Source organism: Pseudomonas sp. NPDC087336 (genome assembly GCF_044744285.1).
In the GTDB taxonomy this organism is placed as follows: domain Bacteria; phylum Pseudomonadota; class Gammaproteobacteria; order Pseudomonadales; family Pseudomonadaceae; genus Aquipseudomonas.
Map to the genome: position 1 here is coordinate 100,477 of NZ_JBIUYA010000017.1, position 24,039 is coordinate 124,515.

The 24,039-nt window shown below is 52.5% G+C and carries 15 protein-coding genes and 4 pseudogenes; 14 read left to right on the forward strand and 5 right to left on the reverse strand.

What is annotated here, in order from left to right; genetic code table 11:
* Window positions 1-33: 33 nt before the first annotated feature.
* A complete protein-coding gene (locus tag ACIO0C_RS18480) occupies window positions 34-1,581 on the forward strand; it encodes an IclR family transcriptional regulator C-terminal domain-containing protein (RefSeq protein WP_401314421.1) in 1,548 nt (515 codons plus the stop codon).
* A 150-nt stretch (window positions 1,582-1,731) separates the two neighbouring features.
* Here the strand turns inward: ACIO0C_RS18480 and ACIO0C_RS18485 are convergent.
* Window positions 1,732-2,553: pseudogene (locus ACIO0C_RS18485) on the reverse strand (IS5 family transposase); the annotation flags it as partial.
* Here ACIO0C_RS18485 and ACIO0C_RS18490 point away from each other — a divergent pair.
* The 3 genes and pseudogenes from ACIO0C_RS18490 to ACIO0C_RS18500 all read left to right on the forward strand — a co-directional run.
* Window positions 2,547-2,825 (forward strand): annotated as a pseudogene (locus tag ACIO0C_RS18490) (LysR substrate-binding domain-containing protein); the annotation flags it as partial. The pseudogenes ACIO0C_RS18485 and ACIO0C_RS18490 overlap by 7 nt on opposite strands.
* Before the next feature lie 91 nt (window positions 2,826-2,916).
* Window positions 2,917-4,083: a pyridoxal phosphate-dependent aminotransferase gene (locus ACIO0C_RS18495; protein WP_401314357.1), complete on the forward strand. Its 1,167-nt coding sequence runs from the start codon at window positions 2,917-2,919 to the stop codon at window positions 4,081-4,083.
* Window positions 4,080-4,997 (forward strand): AEC family transporter, encoded by a 918-nt coding sequence (locus ACIO0C_RS18500; protein ID WP_401314359.1) that lies wholly within the window; start codon window positions 4,080-4,082, stop codon window positions 4,995-4,997. Before ACIO0C_RS18495 ends, ACIO0C_RS18500 begins: the two co-directional genes overlap by 4 nt.
* Window positions 4,998-5,240: 243 nt before the next feature.
* Here ACIO0C_RS18500 and ACIO0C_RS18505 read toward each other — a convergent pair whose 3' ends face one another.
* Window positions 5,241-5,528: a c-type cytochrome gene (locus ACIO0C_RS18505; RefSeq protein WP_401314360.1), complete on the reverse strand. Its 288-nt coding sequence runs from the start codon at window positions 5,526-5,528 to the stop codon at window positions 5,241-5,243.
* 500 nt (window positions 5,529-6,028) lie between these two features.
* On the opposite strand from ACIO0C_RS18505, the gene ACIO0C_RS18510 reads away from it, so the two are divergent.
* The 4 genes from ACIO0C_RS18510 (at window position 6,029) to ACIO0C_RS18525 (ending at window position 12,881) form a co-directional block, all read left to right on the forward strand.
* Entirely contained in the window at window positions 6,029-7,747 is a 1,719-nt protein-coding gene (locus ACIO0C_RS18510; RefSeq protein WP_401314362.1) for an ABC transporter ATP-binding protein, read from the forward strand.
* 75 nt (window positions 7,748-7,822) lie between these two features.
* A complete protein-coding gene (locus tag ACIO0C_RS18515) occupies window positions 7,823-9,127 on the forward strand; it encodes a tryptophan 7-halogenase (protein ID WP_401314364.1) in 1,305 nt (434 codons plus the stop codon).
* A 324-nt stretch (window positions 9,128-9,451) separates the two neighbouring features.
* Window positions 9,452-10,927, forward strand: coding sequence for a benzaldehyde dehydrogenase (locus ACIO0C_RS18520; protein WP_401314366.1), 1,476 nt, complete (start codon window positions 9,452-9,454; stop codon window positions 10,925-10,927).
* Window positions 10,928-11,081: 154 nt separating this feature from the next.
* Complete coding sequence (locus ACIO0C_RS18525; RefSeq protein WP_401314367.1) at window positions 11,082-12,881, forward strand: sigma-54-dependent Fis family transcriptional regulator; 1,800 nt, start codon at window positions 11,082-11,084, stop codon at window positions 12,879-12,881.
* Window positions 12,882-13,107: 226 nt separating this feature from the next.
* Here ACIO0C_RS18525 and ACIO0C_RS18530 read toward each other — a convergent pair whose 3' ends face one another.
* On the reverse strand, window positions 13,108-14,067 hold the full coding sequence (locus ACIO0C_RS18530; protein ID WP_401314369.1) for a helix-turn-helix domain-containing protein: 960 nt from the start codon (window positions 14,065-14,067) through the stop codon (window positions 13,108-13,110).
* 164 nt (window positions 14,068-14,231) lie between these two features.
* On the opposite strand from ACIO0C_RS18530, the gene ACIO0C_RS18535 reads away from it, so the two are divergent.
* The 5 genes from ACIO0C_RS18535 to ACIO0C_RS18555 all read left to right on the forward strand — a co-directional run bounded on the left by ACIO0C_RS18535 (window position 14,232) and on the right by ACIO0C_RS18555 (window position 20,631).
* A complete protein-coding gene (locus tag ACIO0C_RS18535) occupies window positions 14,232-15,245 on the forward strand; it encodes a carbon-nitrogen hydrolase family protein (protein WP_401314370.1) in 1,014 nt (337 codons plus the stop codon).
* Between the two features lie 151 nt (window positions 15,246-15,396).
* Window positions 15,397-16,272 (forward strand): transporter, encoded by an 876-nt coding sequence (locus ACIO0C_RS18540; RefSeq protein WP_401314372.1) that lies wholly within the window; start codon window positions 15,397-15,399, stop codon window positions 16,270-16,272.
* Between the two features lie 501 nt (window positions 16,273-16,773).
* Entirely contained in the window at window positions 16,774-18,360 is a 1,587-nt protein-coding gene (mdlC, locus tag ACIO0C_RS18545; protein WP_401314374.1) for a benzoylformate decarboxylase, read from the forward strand.
* Window positions 18,361-18,370: 10 nt separating this feature from the next.
* Window positions 18,371-19,555 (forward strand): alpha-hydroxy-acid oxidizing protein, encoded by a 1,185-nt coding sequence (locus tag ACIO0C_RS18550; protein ID WP_401314376.1) that lies wholly within the window; start codon window positions 18,371-18,373, stop codon window positions 19,553-19,555.
* Entirely contained in the window at window positions 19,552-20,631 is a 1,080-nt protein-coding gene (locus tag ACIO0C_RS18555) for an enolase C-terminal domain-like protein (RefSeq protein ID WP_401314378.1), read from the forward strand. Before ACIO0C_RS18550 ends, ACIO0C_RS18555 begins: the two co-directional genes overlap by 4 nt.
* A 49-nt stretch (window positions 20,632-20,680) precedes the next feature.
* Here the strand turns inward: ACIO0C_RS18555 and ACIO0C_RS18560 are convergent.
* Both ACIO0C_RS18560 and ACIO0C_RS18565 read right to left on the reverse strand, forming a co-directional pair.
* Window positions 20,681-21,639, reverse strand: a pseudogene (locus ACIO0C_RS18560) (AraC family transcriptional regulator).
* A gap of 68 nt (window positions 21,640-21,707) precedes the next feature.
* A pseudogene (locus tag ACIO0C_RS18565) lies at window positions 21,708-22,223 on the reverse strand (OprD family outer membrane porin); the annotation flags it as partial.
* Between the two features lie 264 nt (window positions 22,224-22,487).
* Here ACIO0C_RS18565 and peaA point away from each other — a divergent pair.
* Complete coding sequence (peaA, locus tag ACIO0C_RS18570; protein ID WP_401314380.1) at window positions 22,488-24,035, forward strand: quinohemoprotein amine dehydrogenase subunit alpha; 1,548 nt, start codon at window positions 22,488-22,490, stop codon at window positions 24,033-24,035.
* The last annotated feature ends 4 nt before the right edge of the window (window positions 24,036-24,039 follow it).

Sequence of the window (24,039 nt, forward strand, 5' to 3'; positions counted from 1 at the left end):
GAATGGGGGCCCGAAACCTCGATCTAACTAATGATGGCTCAATCAGAACGCTCTATTTCCGCTTCTACGCCCGCTACCCCTGCGTCCAGCCATACCAGGCTGATAGAGGTACTGGACGCACTTGTCAGGAGAGCGGGGGGGGAGCCATGGGGGGTTCGAGAGCTTGCGGCAGAGCTTTCAGAGAGTCGAAGTACCGTTAATCGGATTCTGGTCTCGTTGGTTGAAAATGGTTTTGCCATTGAGGCGGCGATAGGCAAATACAGCTTAGGGCCAAGGATAAGCGTTCTTACGAAAGCGCTTGGCGATGCAAGTCTGCTTCTGGGGTTGAGCGGGGCATCGCTGAGTGAGCTAGCTGATGCTTCACAATGCACTGCACTCATCTCTGTGTACTGCCGTCCGAGTAACGGTTATTTCATAGCTGCCTGCCGCGAAGCCAAAGCTACGCTTACATTCAGGCCTGAACTGGGCGTGATCTTTCCGCTGACATTCGGGGATATCGGTCGCCAGTTTGCTGAATTTATCGAAGCCGATTCATCACCTTCAAATGTGCAAGGTAACGCTGATGCAGACTGCAGTTCGAGGGCTCACGATGCCCTGGGATTGTTATCAGAGGCAGAATTTCCCGGCGCGTTATCGATTGCCACAAGAAGTCTTGCGAATGGGCTGGTCGTTTCAGTTTCTGTGCATTCCGTTGGTAGCGTCGGGTCAAAAAAGACCTCGCAAATTGATGCACATGTACAGCGAGTCGCAGAGCAGATAGAAGTGGCTGTAAAGTCTCGACTGCTGGGCAGCACTCAGCGCGCGCCGGACATATTGATCGAGGAGACGAAGTCCACCGTTACTCGTCTCGAAAGGCTTTTACTGTTGGCCTGCGCATTTCCGGATGGGTTGAAATACTCTGTGGGGTTGACTGATCAACTCTTATGCAATGAGGCGACTGCCAAACGATTGATTCAATCTGGAGTCCAGGCGGGGATTGTTAGTTTATCTGGCTCAACCCTGTTTCCTGGTTCAAAACTCTATCAATGGGCGTCCAGGATTGGCGGCGATCATCGCAACCTCGCTGATCTCACCCGGTCAATTTTGTCAGGATTAGTCCAAGAGACCGGTGAGACAATCGCGTTTCTAGCCTTTGACGAAACCACTGGGAAAGCTGAGTTTCTCGACGTAATTCAAGGATGGCGACCGATTCAGTACAAGCTACAGGTCAACGTGGAAGTACCGCTTTATGCCGGTGCAGCTGGTAAAGCTGTATTAGCTTTCTGTGATCAAAAATTAGTCGATTCTATCGAGCTTGAAAAAATTACCGAGGCAACCATTACTTCTCGTGAGGTGCTCAAGGCGGAGTTGAAGGTCATTCACGATAGAGGCTGGGCCACAGGTGACGGTGAGCGTGTAATCGGCGCATTCGGCTTGGCTGTGCCATTTTTTGCAGACGGTAAAATACGCGGGTCAATTTCGGCCACGATTCCTCAGTACCGCAAAGATGAGCGTAGTCTTCCATCGTTAACTCAGTTGATGCGCGAGGCTACTAAAAAGATAGAGCGACTTCTATCTTTGGGTGTAAACCTGGAACGGTGACCTAGGGATGGTCTGAAGTAGCCATGTGTTTTTGACTGACTTCGGTCACCGCCGATTTTGAAAGTAGTGAGCCGATCCAAACGCTCAGATCACTCACTCATTCCTGGCTTTTTAGCCGCTGCGAGCACCTCGCGGCGGCTATTCCCCACATTACAGGCGCACCTCTCCTGCATTGCTCAGTAAATGTCGGCGGGCCATCCACAGATTCGACAACGCAAACAGCGTCACCAGATGTGCCGTGTTCTTGGCCAGACCACGGAAACGCGTCTTCACATGACCGAACTGGCGCTTGATCACCCGGAACGGGTGCTCGACCTTCGCTCTGACCTGCGCCTTGGCTTTTTCGATCTTGCGCTTGGCTTTGTACAGGATGCTGCGCTGGCCCAGCTTCTGGTGGGTGCTGCGCCGTGCGGCAATCTGCCAAATGACCTGGCGACCTTCATGCTCGGGGCGTTTCTCCACTCCGGTATAACCGGCATCGGCACAGACCACATTTTCGTCGCCGTGCAGCAGCTTATCGACCTGCGTGACATCTGCCACATTCGCCGCCGTACCCAACACGCTATGCACCAGGCCTGACTCTTCATCAACGCCGATATGGGCCTTCATGCCGAAGTACCATTGATTGCCTTTCTTGGCTTGGTGCATTTCCGGGTCGCGCTTGCCATCCTGGTTCTTGGTCGAACTCGGCGCATGAATCAGCGTGGCATCGACGATGGTGCCCTGGCGCAGCGACAGGCCCCGATCACCCAGATAGCCATTGATCACGCCCAGAATCCCTGCTGCCAGCTCGTGCTTTTCCAGCAGGCGACGGAAGTTGAGGATGGTGGTTTCGTCGGGAATTCGCTCCAGGCTCAGCCCAGCAAACTGGCGCAGAATAATAGTCTCGTACAGTGCCTCTTCCATGGCCGGATCGCTGTAGCCGAACCAGTTTTGCATCAGGTGGACGCGTAGCATCGCCATCAGCGGATAGAGTTATTGAGCAGGAGCTCAGCAGGATGGGTATTCGAGTCACGGAGGAGATGGAGCTTGATAGCCAGGAAGCGCTCTCTCGTATGGCATCTCGCGGCTTGGGAGTTGCTGTCGTTCCACTGTCTGATGAAGACCTGAAAAAGCTTCAAGGTGTCACGCTGCTGCCTTTTGGAGATCCGCAAATCATCCGCCGTATTGTTCTTTTAGAACACCAAAAAAGCGGCAGGCAGCACCTCACTAGGGTGCTAGCGAAGGCGTTGCGAACTGATTAGTTTTTCTCACCGGTCAGTTAAAAATATCCCGTTTTTATTTAATCATTTCACTCCATACCCTGTCTGTAACTCCAGGCAAGGTATACGTCCCATGAGCATCGCACTTCCTCCACCATCCCCTATCCTGGCTATGGCCAAACGCGCAGATGACCGAAAAGCAGCAGGGCACGATGTCATTGATCTGACGCTGGGCGAGCCGGATTTCAGTCCTCCAGAACATGTCATCGCGGCGGCTCACTCTGCACTAGATGCGCGTAGCTTGGGTTACTCACCGGCTAATGGTTTAGCAGAGTTACGTAATGCGATTAAAAATGCCTTTGAGCGTGATCGAGGCCTGGCCTACGGCGATGACGAAATTACAGTTGGCTGCGGCGCCAAGCAGATTATCTTTAACGCGTTTCTAGCATCAATCGAGCCGGGCGACGAGGTCATCATTCCCGCGCCCTACTGGGCGTCCTATCCTGACATGGTCGCCGCGTGCGGCGGCAAGCCGATCATCATCAACTGCTCTCTAATGGACAGTTTTCGTCTAAGGCCTGAGCAGCTCAACGCGGCCATTACTGAGCGAACTCGCTGGCTGATCATCAACGCACCAGGCAACCCAAGCGGTGTCACTTACAGCGCTGAAGATCTTGGTGCTCTGGGAGACGTACTCCTCAAGCATCCACACGTCATGATCATGTCAGACGACATCTACGCTCACATTCACTTCCTAGGTGGGACGCAGCCGTTCCAGTCACTTATTGCTGTTGTCCCCCAACTCAGGGATCGAGTTTTGACAGTCGATGGGGTATCTAAAGCCTACGCTATGACGGGATGGAGAGTTGGCTGGGGTGCCGGGCCACGCGCTTTGATCAAGAATATGATCGCTATCCAGTCTCAGAACTGCACGCAGACCGCGAGCTTAAGTCAGATTGCTGCGGCGGTTGCATTGAACGGCTCTCTAGAGTGCCTGAAAGTGCGTAACGAAATTTACCGCCAACGAAGGGATGCTGCACTCTCAATTCTCAAGTCGTCGACGCTGTTGGCTGTGAACAGACCAGACGGTGCTTTTTATCTGTTCCCCAAGCTCATTGGTGCTCAGAACGATGGTGATACCGCAGCCAGCATTTTGCTTGAGGATTACAACGTGGCCGTCGTGCCAGGTTCGGCGTTCGGCGTGCGGGATGCCTTCCGCCTTTCATTTGCCACCGAGGAAAAAGTGATAATCGAGGGCTGTAAACGGATCGTGGATTTTATTGCGAAAGCACATAAATGATCGCTCTCGTACTCTCAACCATCTTCCCGATAATTTTGCTGATCTCCTTGGGCTATGCACTCAAAGCTAAAGGCTTCGTCCCCGATAGTTACTGGCAGGGCGCTGAGAGAATCGGTTATTACATTCTGTTGCCGTCGCTATTCTTTTATAGCCTAGCAACGGCTGACTTGAAGGATGTTCCTGTACAGGAAATGGTTTGGGTTTTGTTGCAGTCTACTGGGATTAGCGCACTGCTGTTGTACGTTTTTCGCAATCGAGTAGCCCAGGATGGCCCGGCATTCACATCTGTCTTCCAAGGGGGAGTCAGGTTCAACAATTTTATAGGAGTGACAGTCGCAGCCGGGCTTTTCGGGAGTAAGGGGGTGGCCATGGCAGCCGTTGCAAATGCCGTCATAGTTCCAACCGTTAACATCCTCTGCGTCTTGGTTTTCGCAAAACATGCAGACTCAAACAGCTCCATCAAATCCGTCGCAAAGTCCATCGCTACGAATCCACTGCTGGTTTCGTGCTTGCTCGGGATTGCTGCTTACTTTAGTGGGCTATCAGTGCCTGACTACCTTGCACCGATGGTTAAATCACTGGGTCAAGCCGCCTCGCCCCTGGGGTTGCTGTGTGTAGGGGCTGCCTTGAGTGTGAGGTCAATCAAACTACAGATTCGCCCAATAGTTTTTTCATCTGTCTTCAAGTTTTTCGTGATGCCTTTGGCGACTTACGGTGCCTGCCGGGCTTTGGGATTTGGAGGGCACGCGGCATTGGTGGCAGTCATATTTCAGTCACTTCCTACTGCATCCTCGTCCTACGTGATGGCCAGACAACTGGGAGGTGATGCGCCGCTGATGTCGAACATTGTCGCCATTCAGACTTTGCTTTCAGCTTTCACGTTACCGGTAGTCATAGCTGTTGGCCTGGGTTAGGAGTAATCCAGAGATCGATGAGCAGCGTATGTGAGCCTTAAGTCACTCCGCTCGGCTTCTGGGTTGTTCAGTGCTGGTATGCCAAGCCATCTTCGACGAGCCCCGGAAGGGACGTGGCTGCGCTGAGCTAGGAAAAAGAGGGCGGCCTCCCGCCCTTAATACATAAAAGTGAAGTTACTCACTCCACCTTTTTTCGCCGGATGCTTTATCGAAGTCGGCGTTTTCTTGAGAAGTCAGGTCTAGTTACTTGGACATCCAGACGATAACAGCTCGGTAATCTTCATCGCTGCAGTCCATGCAGAGACCACGCGGGGGCATGGCTGCGAAGCCCTCTGTAGCGTGCTTCACCAATGTGTCCATTCCTTTATCCAAGCGCGGCGTCCAGGCAGATTGATCACCTTTCTTGGGCGCGGCCGGTAATTGGCCGTTGTGGCACATCATGCAGCTACGATTGAACACGGCTTCGGGCTCTTGAGCGGCCACGGCGGAAGCAAAAAAAACCAAGCATGCAGAGATTATAATTCTTTTCAATTTTCACCCTATAAATTTGTATTGAGGTTCTACCGCCACGGTCGCCACTCAATCAGCTGTGCTGAGCAATCATGAATTGTGTTCAGATCCTGAACACGTGTGTTTTCTCAGAACGTAGTTAGGCGGTCCTATCGATCGTTTGATACAGCAGCCCATTGGGCTTTTTTCATCTTCGATGAGTCATCCTGCACAGGGCCGCTTGCGTTGATTGCGGTCGACGCGGTTCGATAAGCATGGGGCGTGCCAGCCAGAACGGCAGTGTTTGTTGAGGTGGGTGCCGTCGACTCGCCTGGTATGCGACCTGGATTTAGGTTTTTGCAGAGCTAAGGAGCGAAAGTCAGCGGGCGGCCGCGCTGTCGAGTTTCTAGGTTGGAGCAGAAATTGCACTCGACACAATGCGCACTGGACGCAACGGTGCAGATCTAGATGCGAAATTCGCGCGGGGCTTTATGTACCATGATCAAAAAAATTACTGGTGCTGTGACTGGCGAAGCCGTTCGATGCGGCGCTTAATTCTCAGAGTGATCGACAGCGAACAGCCAGAGTCTTTGTTGGCGGCATTGCGTTGGCTGTACGGCTTCGTACGTCCGCATAGGCTGGCAATCATCGGGCTCCTTGGCTTGTCAATTTGTGCCTCACTTCTAGTGTTGCTGCAGCCATGGTTAACCAAACTGCTGATCGACGATGGACTGCTGGCCCGGGACTTTCCAACGTTGGTAAATATCGCCTGCCTGATGATCGTTGCTGGCGTATTGGGTACGGCTCTTTCGGGGATCAATCGCTACCTGCACACACGCTTGTCTGGACGGATTTTGTTCTCGTTACGTGACGATCTTTATCGGCACCTGCAGACCTTGTCTCCGAGCTTTTATGCACAGCGACGCATCGGTGATTTAATGTCACGGCTCGACGGTGATGTCGCCGAGATTCAGCGCTTCGCCGTAGACTCATTGTTTTCAGCTGTATCGAGTGTGGTCGGGCTGATCTGCGCCATAACGATGTTACTGACTCTATCGTGGAAGCTGTCATTGCTGGTTTTGGTGCTGATTCCCCTCGACATCCTTTGGTTGCGCTGGATGCGGCGCAAGGTCGAACGCGATGTACGGCAATTACGCGAGCGTTCCGCAGACGTGTCTTCGTTTATGGTCGAGACGCTGCCAGTCATGAAGTTCATTCAGGCGGCCGGCCAGCAGCAACGGGAATCTCGCCGCCTGGAGGCCTTGGGGCAGGGCTACATGCATCAATTGCTGCGCCTGCAGATTACTGAGTTTTTTACCCAGGCTGTACCCGGCACGCTGACTTCGTTGGCGCGTGCCTGCGCCTTCCTGGTAGGGGGCTATTGGGTAGTTCAGGGAACATGGCAACTGGGGGCTCTGATAGCATTTTCCACTTACCTTGGGATGGCAGTCGGGCCGGTCCAGAGTTTGCTCGGTCTATACGTCGCAATTCAACGGATGACGGTCAGTCTCGGACGCGTCATGGAGTTGCGCGGTGAGGAGCCTACTGTTGTTAATCAAGCTGTACCCAAACCGATACCCACCCAAGGCGAGTTGCGTTTCGACGATGTGCATTTCAGCCATCCCGGTCGTTTGAGTACGTTGCGCGGCATCAAGGCACAAATTCCTTACGGATTGAAAGTTGCGTTGAGTGGCGGTTCCGGCGTCGGCAAATCAACATTGATAGACCTTCTGCAGCGGCATCTTGATCCGCAGACGGGGCGGGTGCTACTGGGGGGCGTTGATCTACGCGAGTTAGACTTGTTTGAGCTACGGCAAAGGATTGCTGTCGTCAGTCAAGATATCGTCCTGTTCCGTGGCAGCCTCGCCGATAACCTGGCCTATGCCGCACCGCACGCCAATCGGGATGCCATAACTGCGGTGGCACAGCTCGCAAAGCTCGAGAGTTTGATCGCCTCGCTGCCCGAAGGCCTCGACAGCCCTCTAGGTGAGCGCGGTCAACAGCTGTCCGGCGGGCAAAAACAACGAATCGCCATTGCCCGAGCGCTGCTGCAGGACCCAATGATTCTGGTGCTTGATGAGGCGACCTCTGCGGTAGATGAAGCCACTGAGCGGGAAGTCATCGAAGCCATTGATCGACTATTTGCAGGGCGAACCCGGATCTTGATAAGTCACCGCCCGTCTACCTTGGCCCACGCAGATCTGCATTTCGAAATGGTTGATGGTGTGTTGGTATCGAAAACGGCAATGCATGAAATCTGAATGAGGATCGGCGTAGTGTTTAGGCAGTACTTTCCCGTGTCTACTTATCCGATTGCGAAGTGAGGCTTTGTTTAGATGACTGACTGCAGAATTCTGATCTTGGGGGCTGGGCCTGCAGGAGCGGCAGTGGCGCTGGGGTTGCGGCGGCTAGGTTATGCCGTTTCGGTGGTCAGCGAGTGGCGGCGATTCAAAGCCCTGGAGGGCGTGTCGGTGCGTGTTCTGGAGGCGTTGCGCGGCGCAGGACTTCATCATGCTTTGATGGACGCGATGTTGCCGTCTCAACGGCAGGTGATATGGAACGGTCAGCAGCACGCGCAGAACGTTGAGTTTTTATTGGACCGCCAAGCCTTCGATGAAGGGTTGCGGGAAGATTTGCGCCTGGCTGGCGTCGATTTGATCGAGGGGCGGGTGTTGAGTGTTCAAACTTCCGCTATCGGACATCACGTCGATGTCGAAGGCCATAATGCAATGCATGTGGATTTTATGGTGGAGGCGCGTGGACGTCAGGCGCCATCGCTCGGTAAAGTCCTGCGCGGACCGGAGACGCTCAGTCTGCTCAATCGTTGGCAAGGCCGGCCGGGGGCTATGGCCAGCGCGGTGGAAAGCCTGGAAGACGGTTGGGTATGGATGGCTCGGCGTGCTGATGGTCAATGCTATTGGCAGTGGACAATGGACGTTGCCAGTGCTGACCTGCCTGGCAAACAGCATCTACTCGAACATTGTCATCAGAGGCGTCAGGCTTCGATCGCGGCGAGAGCATTTTTTGGCCCAGATCGGCAAATTGATGTGCAGTTGCATGCGCGTAGCAGTACCGCAATTTTAAGTCCTCAGGTGTGTGGCGATAATTGGATTCGAGTGGGCGACGCAGCGATGGCGGTCGATCCGTTGTCGGGCAACGGGATATTTCAATCGTTATCGTCGGCGTTGCAGGCACCGACAGTGATCAATACGTTGCTGCGTAAACCTGATCGAGCGGTCTTGGCCCAGCTTTTTCACCAGCAGCGGGTGGAGCAGCTGTTCTTGCGGTTCGCCAGGATCGGTCGGGATTTCTACATTGAGGAGCAGCGCTGGCAAGAACAACCGTTCTGGTTTGTGCGCCGACAGTGGCCAGACGCCGAGGCGACTCATGCAGAAGCAGACTTCAGCGCGTTGAAAATAGTGCGGGCGCCTGTGCTGCACAACGGTTTTGTCGTTGAGGCAGAGGTGGTAGTCACCACAGATCAGCCAATGGGTGCTTGGTGTGTGCAGGGGGTCGAGCTAGCGCCACTTGTGCGACGTTTGCGTTCCGAGCCCCACGAACGAGTGCTTGCGGGCTTGACCGCAGAACAAGGGCGCATGGTTCGAAGCTGGCTATTGGCTCAAGGGTACAAGCCCGCTTGATTCTGCTTGCCCATCCCTTTCTCTGAATCATGTTCGGCGTTTCAGCTCGGTGCTCGTTTATTTCATCATGAATGTTTTTTTGATCGCTGGTTAATACTTGTGCATGTCCAAATATCATCCCCGGCTCTTCATTAGTTGCCGAAACAATATAGTTTTTTGTAAGTAATAAGTGTTCAATTGTGGGACACGTTTTTTTGATGGTGTGCAAGTATTAGACATATTCTTCAGTGTTTGTTCGTAAAATCAAATTGGCACGCCTTATGCTGGTACGAAAGGAGTTGCTGGCGCAGCGCACTATCCAAGAATAATTTTATAGGTAAAGTCATGAATAAAACTTCAAAGTTTCTGCCAGAAGAGCTCTGGAATAACTGTGTTTTCGACGGTACTTGGAAAAACATTTCGCCTAATGTAAGTCAGGTTATAGAGCCCGCAACAGGTACATCGTTGGGTTGTATCGGTATGGCTGACGCCGCGGCGGCTTCAGCTGCTGCCCGTGCAGCTCATGAAGTACAGGCGGAATGGTTTGGTACCTCCTATGAAGAGCGTTCTGCAATCATGCGTAAGGCGGCTGATATCGCAGAATTGCACTTTGGTGAAATTGTCGAATGGCTGGTTAAAGAAAGTGGTTCGACTCAGTTGAAGGCTGGGTTTGAAGCTCGCGTGACGATCAAAGCGTTGCATGAAAGCGCCATGATGCCAGGCAAGAGTCAGGGTGATGTATTGCCTAATGCGCCAGGAACCAGTCGCCTCAGTTTAGCCCGGCGCCGGCCGCTGGGTGTCGTAGGGGTCATCTCCCCGTTCAACTTCCCGCTTTATTTGGCCATGCGTTCGGTCGCGCCTGCTCTGGCCGTTGGAAACAGCGTTGTGCTTAAGCCGGATCCGCGCACCGCAGTATGCGGTGGGTTGCTCATCGGCCGTTTGTTTGAGCTTGCGGGACTGCCAAAAGGCGTCCTGCATGTTCTACCTGGTGCAGGCGACGCGGGTGCTGCGTTGGTTGAATCAGCAGATGTCGCTATGATCCAATTCACCGGATCAACCGCCGCGGGTCGAAAGGTGGGTGAAGCGGCAGGCCGCAATTTGAAAAAGGTGTCATTGGAATTAGGCGGCAAGAACTCATTAATCATTCTAGATGACGCAAACGTAGACCTCGCAGTTGCCAATGCCATTTGGGGAGCATTCCTCCATCAAGGGCAAATCTGCATGGCCACCGGTCGAATCCTGGTACAGCGCAGTCTTTATCCTGCTTTTCTCAAAGCACTGATCTCCAAGGTCGGTAAGCTCACCGTAGGTAATCCTGCAACAACAAAGGTTTCTTTAGGCCCACTCATTAATGCCCATCAACGCGATCAGGTCGCTAAAATAGTCAATCTAGCTCAGCAGGCGGGTGCGAAACTCGAAGTTGGAGGTCGCTACGAGGAACTGTTCTTCCAGCCTACAGTGCTCAGCGACGTCAAACCGGATAACCCGGCGTTTCGTGAAGAAATTTTTGGGCCTGTGGCAGTTGTTGTGCCCTTCGACTCTGATGAAGATGCCATACGGCTCGCTAACGACACGGAGTACGGTCTGGCTGCCGGCATTATCAGCTCGAATGTTGGGCGGGCACTCAAAATTGGTGACAAGCTCCGTACCGGCATGCTCCATATCAACGATCAGACGGTAAATGACGAAGTGGTAAATCCGTTCGGTGGTTGGGGCGCGTCTGGAAATGGTACGAGTGTTGGGGGGGCTGCGAATTGGGAGGAGTTCACGCAATGGCAGTGGCTGACCATCAAAGACGAAGCGACTCCTTATGTTTTATAAATGAGAGATGATCTCACGTCGATTGAGGTAATGCTAAGAAAAACTCGCCCGTTCTAAACGGGCGTTTTTTTATGTGATGTAATTATATGTGAATTGTTGCCATTGATGATAAAAACACCTGAGAGTGTTGGGGAAGATTACGAGTGGTCAGCACATGAATATTAGAGATATGCATGGCCTTGATGAGGTGCGGCGTCGCTTTCTGGATGGACATTCGCTGCCAGCGGATTTGTTGCCGCCAGCTGTAGCCAGCTCATGGGAACGGTCCAGAAAAGCAGGCTTGACACCTTGGGATAAGCGTTTGACCGGACGCTTGCGCGCCCACGAATTGAGCAAACTGGATGCACGGTTAGCCGCCTGCGCTCAGCCCGAGCTAGACAGATTATGGGGAATATTTGGAGGGCAAGATTGGGCGCTCTTTTGTGTCAATCCCGAGGGCGTCATCGTTTATGCCAAACACGCGTCCGCGCCAGACGTTGTAGACCCGCTGAAAGTGGGAAAACGTGTCAATGAAATAGATATTGGAACTACTGCTCCAAGTTGCACGCTTTATGAGCAGCAGCCTTTTATCGTCTGCGGAGGTATGCACTATCTAAAAGAGTTTGAAAATTTTTTCTGTGTATCAGTTCCGGTTTTCGGGGTGCACGGGGAGTTGGTTGGCGCGATTGATATTACGGGCATTGGTCAGCGGAATGCGTCTGCTGTTTTAGAGCAGCTTAAAATCGCGGCGATGGCTATCGAAAGTAGGTTGTATTCGGGTTTGTTAGACTGTCAGATCGTAGCGCTGCAATTTGATGCCCGATTGATCGGAACTCCATTTCAAGGTCTGGTCGCATTTGATCAGGATGGAAAATTTTGCGCGGCTAATAAAGTTGCGAAAAAAATACTGGGCATTGATGCTTCGACGATATTTGAATCTTCGTTGAGTTGGGAAAATTTTTTCGAACGTGGTCCCCAGTCTATAATTGTAAATGCGCCAAGCCTCATAGCTTTGAATGACGGCTCTTCAGTTTATGCTCAGTCTTTATCTTTCCCTAGTTCCTCCAAAGCGCCTGTTCGTGCACGCCATTCGGCTCATGAAATTGGACAAGATTCAGCGCTAAACCAACAATTTAGTATGGCTTCAAAAGCGTTTGCAGCAAGCATTCCTATACTTTTGCAGGGAGAGACGGGCACCGGGAAAGAAGTATTCGCTAGGGCGCTTCATGACTCGTTCAACCCTGGCGCTCCATTTATAGCCATTAACTGCTCTGCGATACCTGAACACCTCATTGAATCCGAGTTATTCGGTTACGTTGAGGGAACGTTTACTGGTGCGCGCAGAGGAGGTACCAGAGGACGTATTGAAGAAGCGAATGGTGGAACACTATTGCTTGATGAAATAGGTGATATGCCGTTCAATCTGCAGACTCGGTTACTTCGTGTATTGCAGGAAAGGGAGGTCACCCGTCTTGGTAGTTCCGAGCGCCATCCGGTGGACGTTAGGGTAATTAGCGCGACACACTGCGACATAAAAAAATTCATTCAAGATCACCGTTTCAGAGAAGACCTTTTTTACCGACTTAATGGCCTGCAAGTTAATATTCCAGCCCTCCGTCAGCGGCAGGATATAGATGGCATTATCTCCAGGTTGACTCAACGTTATCAAGCAGGTGCAATACATCCTGATGCGTGGGAGCTTATTAAGCATCAGGAGTGGCGCGGAAATATCAGGCAGTTGGAACAAGCTATTCGTCTCGCAGTAGCGTTGGCTGGCGAAGGGCTCGTGATCCTTCCTGAACACTTTCCTGGCTTGGAGCAGCCTGACTGTAAACGGAGTGAAAAATCTTTGAAAGAATTTGAAAGAAAGAAAATTCAAGATGCGCTGGATGCCAATCATGGCAATGTGAAAGCTACTGCACAGCAGCTAGGCATTGCACGCGGCACTGTTTATCGTAAACTGAGGCTCGAATAGAGCGGCTATAAGAACATAGTAAAGAGGGTGCTTTTAACGCCGAGTTATTGCTGTGGCGCAACAACTCGGTGGTTACCGAATTTTTCATTATTAGAATATCGTTGCGACGATCAACTGGGTATGGCCGTTGTTTTAGTTGCCACCTAGCTACAATCCTCCCTTCTTCTCGCAGACACTCCCAGTGCTCACATAGCAAAGACATACTCTATGAGCTTGCTGTGCTGTTTTATCTGACTTGATCCAGGCGCTCGCTCTCGCGCCTGTAGTCCCTTGGCGAAAGGTTATAACGGATTTTGAATGCTCGGCTAAAGTAAGCCATGTCCGAAAAGCCCCATTGATACGCGATTTCACTAATTTGTTTGTTTCTCTGTTCAAGCTGGCTCATGGCTCGGGCGCACCGCTCCAGCCGAGCAGCCAGAACGAACCGCCCAAAAGAGCTACCTTCATGGTGTAGAAGGCTGTTTACATAGCGTGGTGTAACCCCGAAGTAGGCCGCGACACTGGATAATGACATCTCGCTATCCGCTAGATAGGAATAGACATGCTCTTTGATACGGAAAAGCAAAGCGGTCCCTCGCGTATTGTCTGGTACGGAGGTACGTCCACGATCTGCTAACGATTTCGAGAGTAAATCAAGTGCCTGATCTTGAAACTGTAACCGTCTAGACTCCGTATGTTCACGTAAGTCAGTTAAGGCCAAAAGAAAATCGAAGGTTATGCGTTCCAGCGTATTTGCTCTGGAAAGAGGGATTGCGGTGAGGTATTCAAGGCCCGTCAAACGGCTTTGCATCATTGCTCGGGGAATCTGTACCACCGTGTGCCGAAATTCTCCCTCAAAACGCAACTCATAGGGGTGGCGGGTGTCATAAACGGCAAAGCTACCAGCGTCGAGCACCGCCTCGCGTCCACCTTGGGTAATTATGCATTTACCGCCCAGCGCGAGGCTGACCAGCACGAACTCTTCATCGCTACGCGCAATCCGCTCCCGAGTCCTCAACACAGTTTGCCCGGTAGCGGTTACATCAACCAGGTTGATATCCGAAAAAGGCTGGATCACCAGACGACCTGAGAAGCTGTCCGCTTGGTGCGGTCGGCATTCCAATGATACGAAGGTGTCGCAAACCGACTCTTGCCAGTAAGACGTTCGCTCATGACAGCGGACATGGCCTGTATCGAAGCGATACATAAATACGACCTCATTTAGCTGTTTGTGTGTCCAATATACCCGGAGAAGCAGTGCAAGTGCTGCTCGGTTTCTTCTACGTCCAAATATCTGTTCCTCCTCGTCCTACTGATGAGCGATGGCGCGGCAGTATCGTCATGGCACACAACAACAAAGAGGAGTACCCCATGAAACAAGCTATCAAGGTTGCCTGCGTGCAGGCTGCGCCTGTGTATCTGGATCTTGAAGGTACTGTGGAAAAAACCATCGGACTGATGGAAGAAGCGGCACATAACGGCGCTCGCCTCATTGCGTTTCCAGAGACCTGGATTCCTGGCTATCCCTGGTTCCTTTGGCTTGATTCTCCAGCATGGGGAATGCAATTCGTGCGCCAATACCATGAAAACTCTTTAGAGATGGATAGCCCTCAAGCGAAGCGTATCGCCGATGCAGCCAAGCGGTTAGGTATTATGGTGGTGCTTGGAACTAGTGAACGAGTGAACGGCACTCTCTACATGGGGCAGTGGTTCATTGACGAAAACGGCGAAACTATTGGCGCTCGCAGGAAACTCAAGCCAACCTTCGTTGAACGAACGTTATTTGGCGAGGGAGATGGTGCCTCTTTGTCCGTCTACGAGACACCATTGGGAAATCTTGGGGGGCTGTGTTGCTGGGAGCATCTGCAACCGTTATCAAAATATGCACTATACGCTCAAAACGAAGAAATCCACTGTGCCGCTTGGCCCAGCTTCAGTATTTATCGTCATGCGACAGCCGCGCTGGGGCCTGAAGTTAACGTGGCAGCATCACGTATTTATGCCGTAGAAGGGCAGTGCTTTGTTTTAGCTTCCTGCGCCCTTGTTTCGCCCACTATGATCGATATGCTTTGCTCCGATGAGAACAAGCATGCGCTGCTTCAAGCTGGAGGGGGCTACTCCCGTATCATTGGGCCTGATGGAAGCGACCTCGCAACGCCACTTGCCGAAAACGAAGAGGGAATTCTTTACGCAACATTGGATCCGGGCGCCCGGATATTTGCGAAAACCGCGGCTGATCCTGCGGGTCATTATTCGCGTCCGGATGTTACTCGCTTGCTGTTGGATCGCAGTCCTAAAACGCCCGTAGTGCATGTCGACCCTGATTTTAGCCAGCAGGCGACAAGTAATGAACCCCAGGCAGCAGTGCACTTTCAAGAGTTATGATTTTTAAATCGATAGGCACGCTGAGATCGCAGTGATTTGTTCATTATTGCAAAACATATGGGCAAATTACCTCTGTCAAATAATAGGGTATTTGGTGTGACGCTAAGTGTGCGCTTTTTCGCCTTGCACAGCTATTTTTAGGAACTGGCCGATGTCTAATAAATACAAGTCCTGCTTGCTCCTCATTGCTGCTTTCGTTTCCAAGCCGATATATGCGTTGGAAATTGCTCCTGGTGATTATGAGCCGATACCGGCGGGCATGACAGCTTTTTTAACTTACTTTCAACATGCTGAGCGAACGGAGTTCTACCGGGGCGGAGACAAAGTCTCAGATAATTCCAAGTTTCGATCTGATGTCGCACTATTGCGTTTGATCCATTCTGTTGGTCTGGGTGATAATTTAGTTGTTCAGCCGCAGTTTATTTTGCCTTATGGGCATCTGCATGCGTCTGGTGATATTGAGGCGCTAGGGCAAACCACCGGTGTGGGGGATCTGATACTTGGAGCTCCTTTCATTTGGACACTTCCTACGCAAAATAAAGATATTTTTTCCATCGCTCCATTCATATATTTGCCCACGGGGGATTATGATAACGACAGAAGCTTAAATCTGGGTGATAACCGATGGAAATTTGTGTTGCAGGGCGTCTATAGCCACCATTTCTCGGATAAATGGGCGCTGGATGGGGCGGCGGATGTTACCTGGGCGACGAACAATGATGATTATGGCCCTGACAATTCGAAGTCTGAGCAGCGAGCGCGTTACGAGTATCAAACGAGTTTGAGATATAATGTAAATGAGGCGACGGCTCTCGCAGTTGGGGTGGGGCATATCAGGGGTGCTGAAAACTCAATAGACGGTGTTGACCAGCAAGACGAAATTCGTGCTACCTATGCGCGACTGACTCTCACATATTTTATCGAGCCAACAGTGCAGTTACAGGCGCAGCTTGGTAAAGATATTGATGTCGAGCAGGGGCTTAAGGAAGATAGCCGTTTGAACCTGCGCTTCACTAAAGTATTTTAAGTGATTTGACTGTGGTCTGAATAGGCCACAGTCTTTACAGTAAAGGTTGGCTAAAGTCCTCTCGCGTCACGTTCGCCAATAGCTAGAAGCTGGTTATCGTTTACTGGCAATCCATCGAATTCAATGCCTACCGGTAAACCGTCATTTTTTGATAAGTCAGCCGGCAGACTTATGCTTGGTACTCCGGATCTGCGTTGCACATCTTTCGAGCGGTATTCAGTAAGAGCATCCCTGCATTCATACAATGCCATCGGCATGCGGGCCACGCCACTTTATCGAGTCGTGGTACTCAAACTGATGGGCTTGGCAGCGCGATCCCTGGTAAGGCCGTACGAATTTATTTCCCTCGATAACTCCGCAAGGAGGCGCTGCTTAACACGCCTAGCCTCGGCTTAAATAAATATAAGTATTGTCTATAAACAATACAAAAAAGTATCTATTTGATCTATTTAAACATCAGCTCTATCTTGGGACTCATCGTTTGATAAGAGATAAATCGCCATGGCTTCGGTACATAGCACAACCTATGAGCTTCTTCGTCGTCAGGGCATTGATACGGTCTTTGGCAACCCTGGTTCCAATGAATTGCCTTTTCTTAAAAACTTCCCACAGGACTTTCGATACGTCCTCGCCCTTCAGGAGGCGGTTGTTGTTGGTATCGCTGATGGCTATGCACAATCCAGTCGCAAGCCAGCCTTCATCAACCTGCACTCCGCGGCAGGCACCGGCAATGCGATGGGGGCATTGAGCAACGCATGGAACTCGCATTCGCCGCTGATCGTTACGGCAGGTCAGCAAACACGGGCGATGATTGGTGTGGAGGCGCTGTTGACGAATGTCGACGCAACCAACCTTCCCAGGCCTTTAGTCAAATGGAGCTACGAGCCGGCCAGCGCCGCGGAGGTACCTCATGCAGTTAGCCGAGCCATTCATATGGCGAGCATGGCTCCGCGTGGGCCGGTCTATCTTTCCGTTCCCTACGATGATTGGGATAAGGAAACAGATCCGCAGTCTCACCACCTGTTTGATCGAAACGTCAGCTCTGCCGTACGTGTGAATGATGAGGAGCTGGAAAGACTTGCCAGCGCTCTGAGCAATGCTACTAATCCGGTTATTGTCCTTGGGCCGGACGTGGATGCTGCCAATGCAAACGCCGACTGCGTGACCTTGGCCGAACGTCTTAAGGCACCTGTATGGGTCGCTCCTTCCGCACCACGCTGTCCATTCCCTACACGTCATCCATGTTTCAGGGGGTTGCTGCCTGCGGGTATCGCAGCTGTTTCCCAGTTCCTGGAAGGCCACGATCTGGTGTTGGTGCTCGGTGCTCCAGTGTTCCGGTATCACCAATACGATCCAGGACAGTACCTCATGCCGGGGACGCGCTTGGTCTCTGTAACATGCGATCCGCTCGAAGCCGCGCGGGCCCCGATGGGCGATGCAATCGTGGCCGATATTGGGGTCATGGCTTCGGCACTAGCCGCCCGAGTCTGCGAAAGAAACAACCCGCTGCCACCCACAATTACCGAGCCAGAGGCGGTGGAGCAGGGTGTGGGAGCGCTCCGACCAGAAACTGTATTTGACACGCTCAATGAGATGGCTCCGACAGATGCCATTTACCTCAACGAATCAACCTCGACCACCGCATTGATGTGGCAACGCCTCAATATGCGTAACCCCGGTAGTTACTACTTCTGTGCCGCTGGTGGACTCGGTTTCGCTATGCCAGCGGCTGTTGGGGTGCAATTGGCCGAACCAGGCAGGCAAGTCATCGCGGTCATCGGTGATGGCTCGGCCAACTACAGCATCAGCGCGCTGTGGACTGCGGCTCAATACAACATTCCCGCCATCTTTGTGATCATGAACAACGGCACCTATGGTGCTTTGCGCTGGTTTGCCGGAGTGCTCGAAGCGGAAAATGTTCCGGGGCTGGACGTGCCAGGCATTGATTTCTGCTCGCTTGCCAAAGGTTATGGTGTCCACGCGTTGAAGGCCGGGACAGTGCAGGAACTACAGTGTGCTCTTACCGAAGCTTTGGCTTCCAAGGAGCCGGTGCTGATTGAGGTCAGCACCACTAGCCCTGCTAAGTGAGTGCCAGATTATGACTCAACAAAATTTGTTCAGTGTCGAGGACTATCGCCGGCTGGCCCAAAAGCGCCTGCCCAAAACGGTGTTCGATTACCTTGAAGGAGGTGCTGAAGATGAGCATGGTCTTGAGCACAACCGTTCCGTTTTCCAACAGTGGCGGTTCAAACCTCAGCGGTTGGTAGACGTCAGCCGCCGCGACTTGCGGACTGAAATACTTGGAAAGCGTCAGGCTATGCCGTTGCTCATCGGGCCGACTGGCCTGAACGGGGCACTCTGGCCAAATGGTGACCTGACCTTAGCGAAATCCGCGACCAAAGCCGGCATTCCGTTCGTCCTTTCTACTGCCTCCAACATTTCGATCGAAGATCTCGCACGCCAGTGTGATGGTGAGCTGTGGTTCCAGCTCTATGTGATCCATCGCGAAGTAGCCCAAGGTATGGTTCTCAAGGCATTGCACGCCGGTTACACCACATTGGTTCTGACCACCGACGTCGCCGTCAATGGTTACCGCGAACGGGATCTTCGCAACAGATTCAAAATGCCGATGAGCTACACCCCTAAAGTCATAATCGACGGCTGTCTGCACCCACGTTGGTCATTCGATCTTCTTCGCCACGGAATGCCCCAATTGGCCAATTTCGTCAGCAGTCAGACATCAAGCCTTGAGATGCAAGCCGCATTGATGAGCCGGCAGATGGATTCAAGCTTCGATTGGCGAGCGTTGTGCTGGCTGCGAGATCTGTGGCCTCACAAGCTCTTAGTTAAGGGGCTGTTGAGCGCCGAGGATGCACAGCGTTGCATCGCTGAAGGCGCTGACGGAGTGATTCTTTCCAATCATGGGGGCCGCCAACTCGATTGCGCAGTATCGCCCATGGAGTCATTGGCTGATTCAGTTTCTATGACCGGCAAACCAGTGTTGATCGACAGTGGATTTCGTCGAGGCTCCGATATCGTTAAAGCTCTGGCTTTGGGGGCTGAAGCAGTGTTGCTTGGACGCGCCACCCTGTATGGCTTGGCAGCACGTGGGGAGGTCGGTGTCGACGAGGTATTGGGACTGCTGAAGGCAGATATCGATCGCACCCTAGCGCAGATCGGCTGCCCTTCTATCGCATCGCTCTCTCCGGTATTTCTTCAAAACGATGGAGGTGCTCGACCTCTTTCCATCAAGTCATCTCGCGTCAAAGGATCACACGTATGAGCGACATCCTGATTACAAATCTGCGTACTCGCGCCATCAACGTGGCGCTGTCGTATCCAGTTCACACCGCTGTCGGAACGGTGGGAACAGCTCCGTTAGTTCTGATAGACCTGGCAACTAGCGCTGGAGTAGTCGGACACGCTTATCTGTTTGCCTATACTCCGGTGGCGCTGAAGTCACTCAAGCAATTGTTGGATGACATGGCGCAGTTGATCGTGAATCAACCACTGGCACCCTTAGACCTCGAATCCATGTTGGCCAAACGCTTTTGCCTTGCTGGCTACACGGGGCTGATCCGCATGGCGGCCGCTGGCATCGATATGGCTGCATGGGATGCTTTGGCAAAAGCTCACAAGATGCCTTTGGTGAAAATGCTCGGTGCTACCCCGCGTCCGGTACCTACATACGACAGTCACAGCCTGGATGGCGAGAAGTTGGCAACCCAACGTGCAGTTACCGCAGCGGAAGCTGGTTTTCGCGCGGTGAAGACCAAAATCGGTTATCCAACGCTCACCCAGGATCTTGCAGTGGTTCGCAGTATTCGCAACGCCGTGGGCGACGATTTCGACATCATGGTTGACTATAACCAGAGTCTGGACGTCCCATCCGCGATAAAACGTGGCCGGGCTCTGCAGGAACTGGGCGTTGCTTGGATCGAGGAGCCAACGCTGCAGTACGACTATGCAGGCCATCAGCGCATTCAAAGTGCATTGGATGTGCCTGTTCAGATGGGGGAAAATTGGCTTGGCGCTGAAGATATGTTCAAGGCGCTGAATGCTGGTGCTTGCCGGTTGGCTATGCCGGATGCCATGAAGATTGGCGGTGTCACTGGCTGGCTGCGAGCGAGTGCACTGGCACAGCAATTCGGCTTGCCGATGTCCAGTCACCTCTTCCAGGAAATAAGTGCGCACTTACTAGCAGCATCACCTACTGCGCATTGGCTGGAGCGTCTGGATCTCGCGGGTAGCGTGATTGAACCGACGCTCGAGTTCGTGGATGGTAATGCAGTGATACCTGACTTGCCGGGCGTAGGTATCATCTGGCGGGAGAAAGAAATCGAGCGTTACTTAACTTAAATGAAGCGGCCCTGGGCCCGAATTTGTGGCCCCGGGGCATTCCTCTCTACTAAACCTGCGATCTTCGCTTGAAGGTCTGGGAAGGTAGTTCTGCAAACTGCTCCTTGTACTCAGCCGAAAACCTGCCCAAGTGCGTTAAGCCATAATCCATTGCCAGCTCTGTCACGTTACGCACTTGGTAGTCGGGGTTGAGTAATGCAGCCCGGATCCGCTCCAGTTTTCTCCTCACGATGTACCGTCGCGGCGTTACTCCGACCTGCTGATCGAACAATAGGTACAGGCCGCGCAAGCTCATGTTGGCCAAATTGGCTAAAGCCTGAGCGCTTATCTCGTTTTTCAGGTTCATTTCGATGTGGTTCATGACCCGCTGAAGCGAGGGTGTGTGACTATCTATGCTTTGGAAGTCTAAATTTGTCGCCAAGCAGGTGAGCACCTTGCGAGCGATGATTTGGACATAGTGCCTCTCTACCGGCCACAGATTGTCCTCCATTTCTACCTCACGACAGACAAGGCTTAACAACTGAGCGAACCCTTGAATCTCTTCAAGCTTGTAGACTGGCTACCGAAACGCAGCCCCTCTCTGGGAGAAGACCAGTGCTGCTCGTTGCAGACTACATCCAGCAACGCCACCGGAATCTTGAGGATGAATTTCTCGCAGTCCTTCGAGTACGTTAGATCGACCGGGTCGTGGGGATTTATTACCACCAGGTCGCCGGCAAGGAGTGTACGTTGCTGGGTCGTTTCCCGTTGCAGGCAGGCAGCACGCAGCATGATCTGCAGGTGGTATTTATCTCGAAGGGATTTAGAAGTTACCCTGGTCAAGCTCCCATAGCTGATATGGCAGAGGTCTAGATCGGCGAGTCGGCGGTGGCTGAGCATCGCGTGGTTGCCAGGCTGGGATAGGGATATCTCGTGGTGTCCAACATGCGTCTTCACATAGGCAGAAACCATGTGGGGATCAGCTTTATCAAAGACCTTGCTACGGTCACTCAACAGTTCGATTCCCATGATCGCATCTCTTTGCGCTAAGGCGTCGGCGACTAGCTTCAGCAACGGCTGTGCTGTCGCCGCGCGGGTTACCAGAATTTCCAGGTGTAACTTGTGATCAGGCGGTTCTCATCGAAGTCTGCGCCGTATCGTGTTTTGACTTTGATGTTACGTCCCTCAAACGCCACCCCCTGTAGTGGGCCGCTCTGAATGACATACGACATAGTAAAGTTGGTTTCGCTTTCAACGTTGTCCGCTAAGCCCTGGCCTCGATCAATATCCGTACCGCGCAGGTAGCGCGTCATGAATTTCAACCCAGGCAGCCCCATAGCAACGAAGTCATAGTCGTAGCGCGCCTGCCAGGAGCGCTCTCCGGCCTTGTAAAACGCAATGGTTGACCAGTTCACCAAGAAGGGTTGGGGCGCGTAACCGTTGAGTAGCGGGAAGGCATCGTCGCCGCTCATGCGCTGGTAAGCGAAGGTGAAGGTGTGAGCGGCTTTACGCAGGGCAGTCATGATGCCAACAGCGCGGTTATCGAAATCACCTGAAAGCTTTGCGCCCTCGTCTTGAGTGTTGTAGTACCGCAAGTCTGTCTTGAGACTATATTAGACTGTATCGGTGTATTTGTTGGATTGAACACTGTGTTCAGAAATCGACCACTCGCATCAGTTGATGTCAGACAAAATTATAAAAAAACTATATTAAACAGATAGTTATATGTGATGGCACGAAATGTGTATTTGATCGAACAGGCGCCCGCAACCTACCTTGGGTTTTGGTGCCATAACTACAAAAACTTAAGTCACCATCATAAGAAAATAGCCAGCATGGGCTCCGTCCCTTGTGAAGAGCCAGAGGAATTCTGATCGATGAAACCACTCCGCCGACTTGCGTTCATCTCGTGTAGTACCGTCCTGGCGCTCGCTATTGCCCCGTTCGCAGCAGCGCAGACAGGGGAACAGGTTGTAAAGACTATGTGTGCTGCTTGCCATATCGCGGCAGACGGTAGTTTGGAGCGCATAGACGCTGTGCGAAAAACGCCAGAAGCTTGGGATATGACTGTAGTTCGGATGATGCGCAATCATCATGTTCCGCTAAGTCAGGATGATCGTACGGCGGTAGTGAAGTATCTAGCCCAGACGCGCGGATTGAGCGTGAAGGAAACAGAGGGGCGGCGTTACATCCTGGAAAAGGAACCGGTAGCGGTGGACGTGGCGCCCAATCAAATGATGACCGAGACCTGCTCGAGATGTCACTCCTATGCTCGAGTCGCGTTACAACGGCGAACCCCAGCAGACTGGGAAAAACTGCTCAACTTCCACCTTGGGCAATTCCCGACACTAGAACTTCAGGCAATGGCGCGTGACCGAGATTGGTGGACATATGTCAATGGCCAGGTCTTGCCATTCCTGGCAAAAAACTACCCGCTAGGTCAGGCTCCCAAGGCAGCGGATACCAAGTTGGGTGAGAGTTGGATTGTCGCAGGTCACCAGCCAGGAAGCGGGGACTATTCTGGAGTACTGTCATTGAAGCCTGCGCAGGAGGGCTACGATGTTTCAATGACAATTGACAACAAGGACGGCGCTACAACCTATCAAGGACGGGGTGTGCTGCTGGGGGAGGGGGAGTGGCGTGCTACGTTAAGCGACGGCAAGCAGGAAATTCGTCAGGTGTTTGCTTTGAATGCCGACGGATCACTCTCAGGTCGTTGGTTCGAAAAATCCAATGAAGTTATTGGCGGGCGTTTGACAGCTTCTCCAGCCAATGCGCCGGCTCGCATTCTTTCTGTTAGTCCTTCTTACCTCAGAACTGGCGGTGAGAGTGAGATCACGCTTGTCGGCGTAGGCTTGTCCGGTAAGCCGGTTCTGCCGAAGGGTGTCGCAGGAACAGTTGTTTCTCAGAGTGATACCAAGGTCGTGTTGAAGCTTTCCGCAGAAAAAGCACTGGGGGCTGTGAAGGTCGGCGTCGGCAAGGCAAGTGCGCCGCTCGTGGTCTTTTCAAAGCTTGACGGTGTTCGCGTAGAGCCTGAACAAACTATCGCCCGGGTGGGTGGCAATGGCGGTCCTATCGCAAAGGTTCCCGCGCAATTTGAGGCAGTAGGCTTCCTGAACGGAGCTGACCGGAAACCAGGAACGGATGACGACATTCGTGTTGGTACATTTAGCGCATCGTGGGCCGTAGATAACTGGGACGAAGGCGCCGCCAAGATGCAGGACTCCAAGTACGCAGGCTCCATCGAGCAAAACGGCCGTTTCACTCCGGCGGACGCCGGTCTCAATCCTGAGCGGCCGATGTCCACCAACAACCTTGGCAATCTCAAGGTAATCGCCACAGTTGACGATAACGGCAAACCTCTGCCGGGCGAGGCTCACCTCTATGTGACCGTCCAGCGTTTCGTCGACACCCCTATTCGTTGAGGCT

Excerpts from the sequence above, each read along its gene's own strand:
- ACIO0C_RS18480 (WP_401314421.1), top strand. The coding sequence starts at position 34 with ATGGCTCAATCAGAACGCTCTATTTCCGCTTCTACGCCCGCTACCCCT.
- ACIO0C_RS18495 (WP_401314357.1), top strand. The coding sequence starts at position 2,917 with ATGAGCATCGCACTTCCTCCACCATCCCCTATCCTGGCTATGGCCAAA.
- ACIO0C_RS18500 (WP_401314359.1), top strand. The coding sequence starts at position 4,080 with ATGATCGCTCTCGTACTCTCAACCATCTTCCCGATAATTTTGCTGATC.
- ACIO0C_RS18510 (WP_401314362.1), top strand. The coding sequence starts at position 6,029 with ATGCGGCGCTTAATTCTCAGAGTGATCGACAGCGAACAGCCAGAGTCT.
- ACIO0C_RS18515 (WP_401314364.1), top strand. The coding sequence starts at position 7,823 with ATGACTGACTGCAGAATTCTGATCTTGGGGGCTGGGCCTGCAGGAGCG.
- ACIO0C_RS18520 (WP_401314366.1), top strand. The coding sequence starts at position 9,452 with ATGAATAAAACTTCAAAGTTTCTGCCAGAAGAGCTCTGGAATAACTGT.
- ACIO0C_RS18525 (WP_401314367.1), top strand. The coding sequence starts at position 11,082 with ATGAATATTAGAGATATGCATGGCCTTGATGAGGTGCGGCGTCGCTTT.
- ACIO0C_RS18530 (WP_401314369.1), bottom strand. The coding sequence starts at position 14,067 with ATGTATCGCTTCGATACAGGCCATGTCCGCTGTCATGAGCGAACGTCT.
- ACIO0C_RS18535 (WP_401314370.1), top strand. The coding sequence starts at position 14,232 with ATGAAACAAGCTATCAAGGTTGCCTGCGTGCAGGCTGCGCCTGTGTAT.
- ACIO0C_RS18540 (WP_401314372.1), top strand. The coding sequence starts at position 15,397 with ATGTCTAATAAATACAAGTCCTGCTTGCTCCTCATTGCTGCTTTCGTT.
- mdlC (WP_401314374.1), top strand. The coding sequence starts at position 16,774 with ATGGCTTCGGTACATAGCACAACCTATGAGCTTCTTCGTCGTCAGGGC.
- ACIO0C_RS18550 (WP_401314376.1), top strand. The coding sequence starts at position 18,371 with ATGACTCAACAAAATTTGTTCAGTGTCGAGGACTATCGCCGGCTGGCC.
- ACIO0C_RS18555 (WP_401314378.1), top strand. The coding sequence starts at position 19,552 with ATGAGCGACATCCTGATTACAAATCTGCGTACTCGCGCCATCAACGTG.
- peaA (WP_401314380.1), top strand. The coding sequence starts at position 22,488 with ATGAAACCACTCCGCCGACTTGCGTTCATCTCGTGTAGTACCGTCCTG.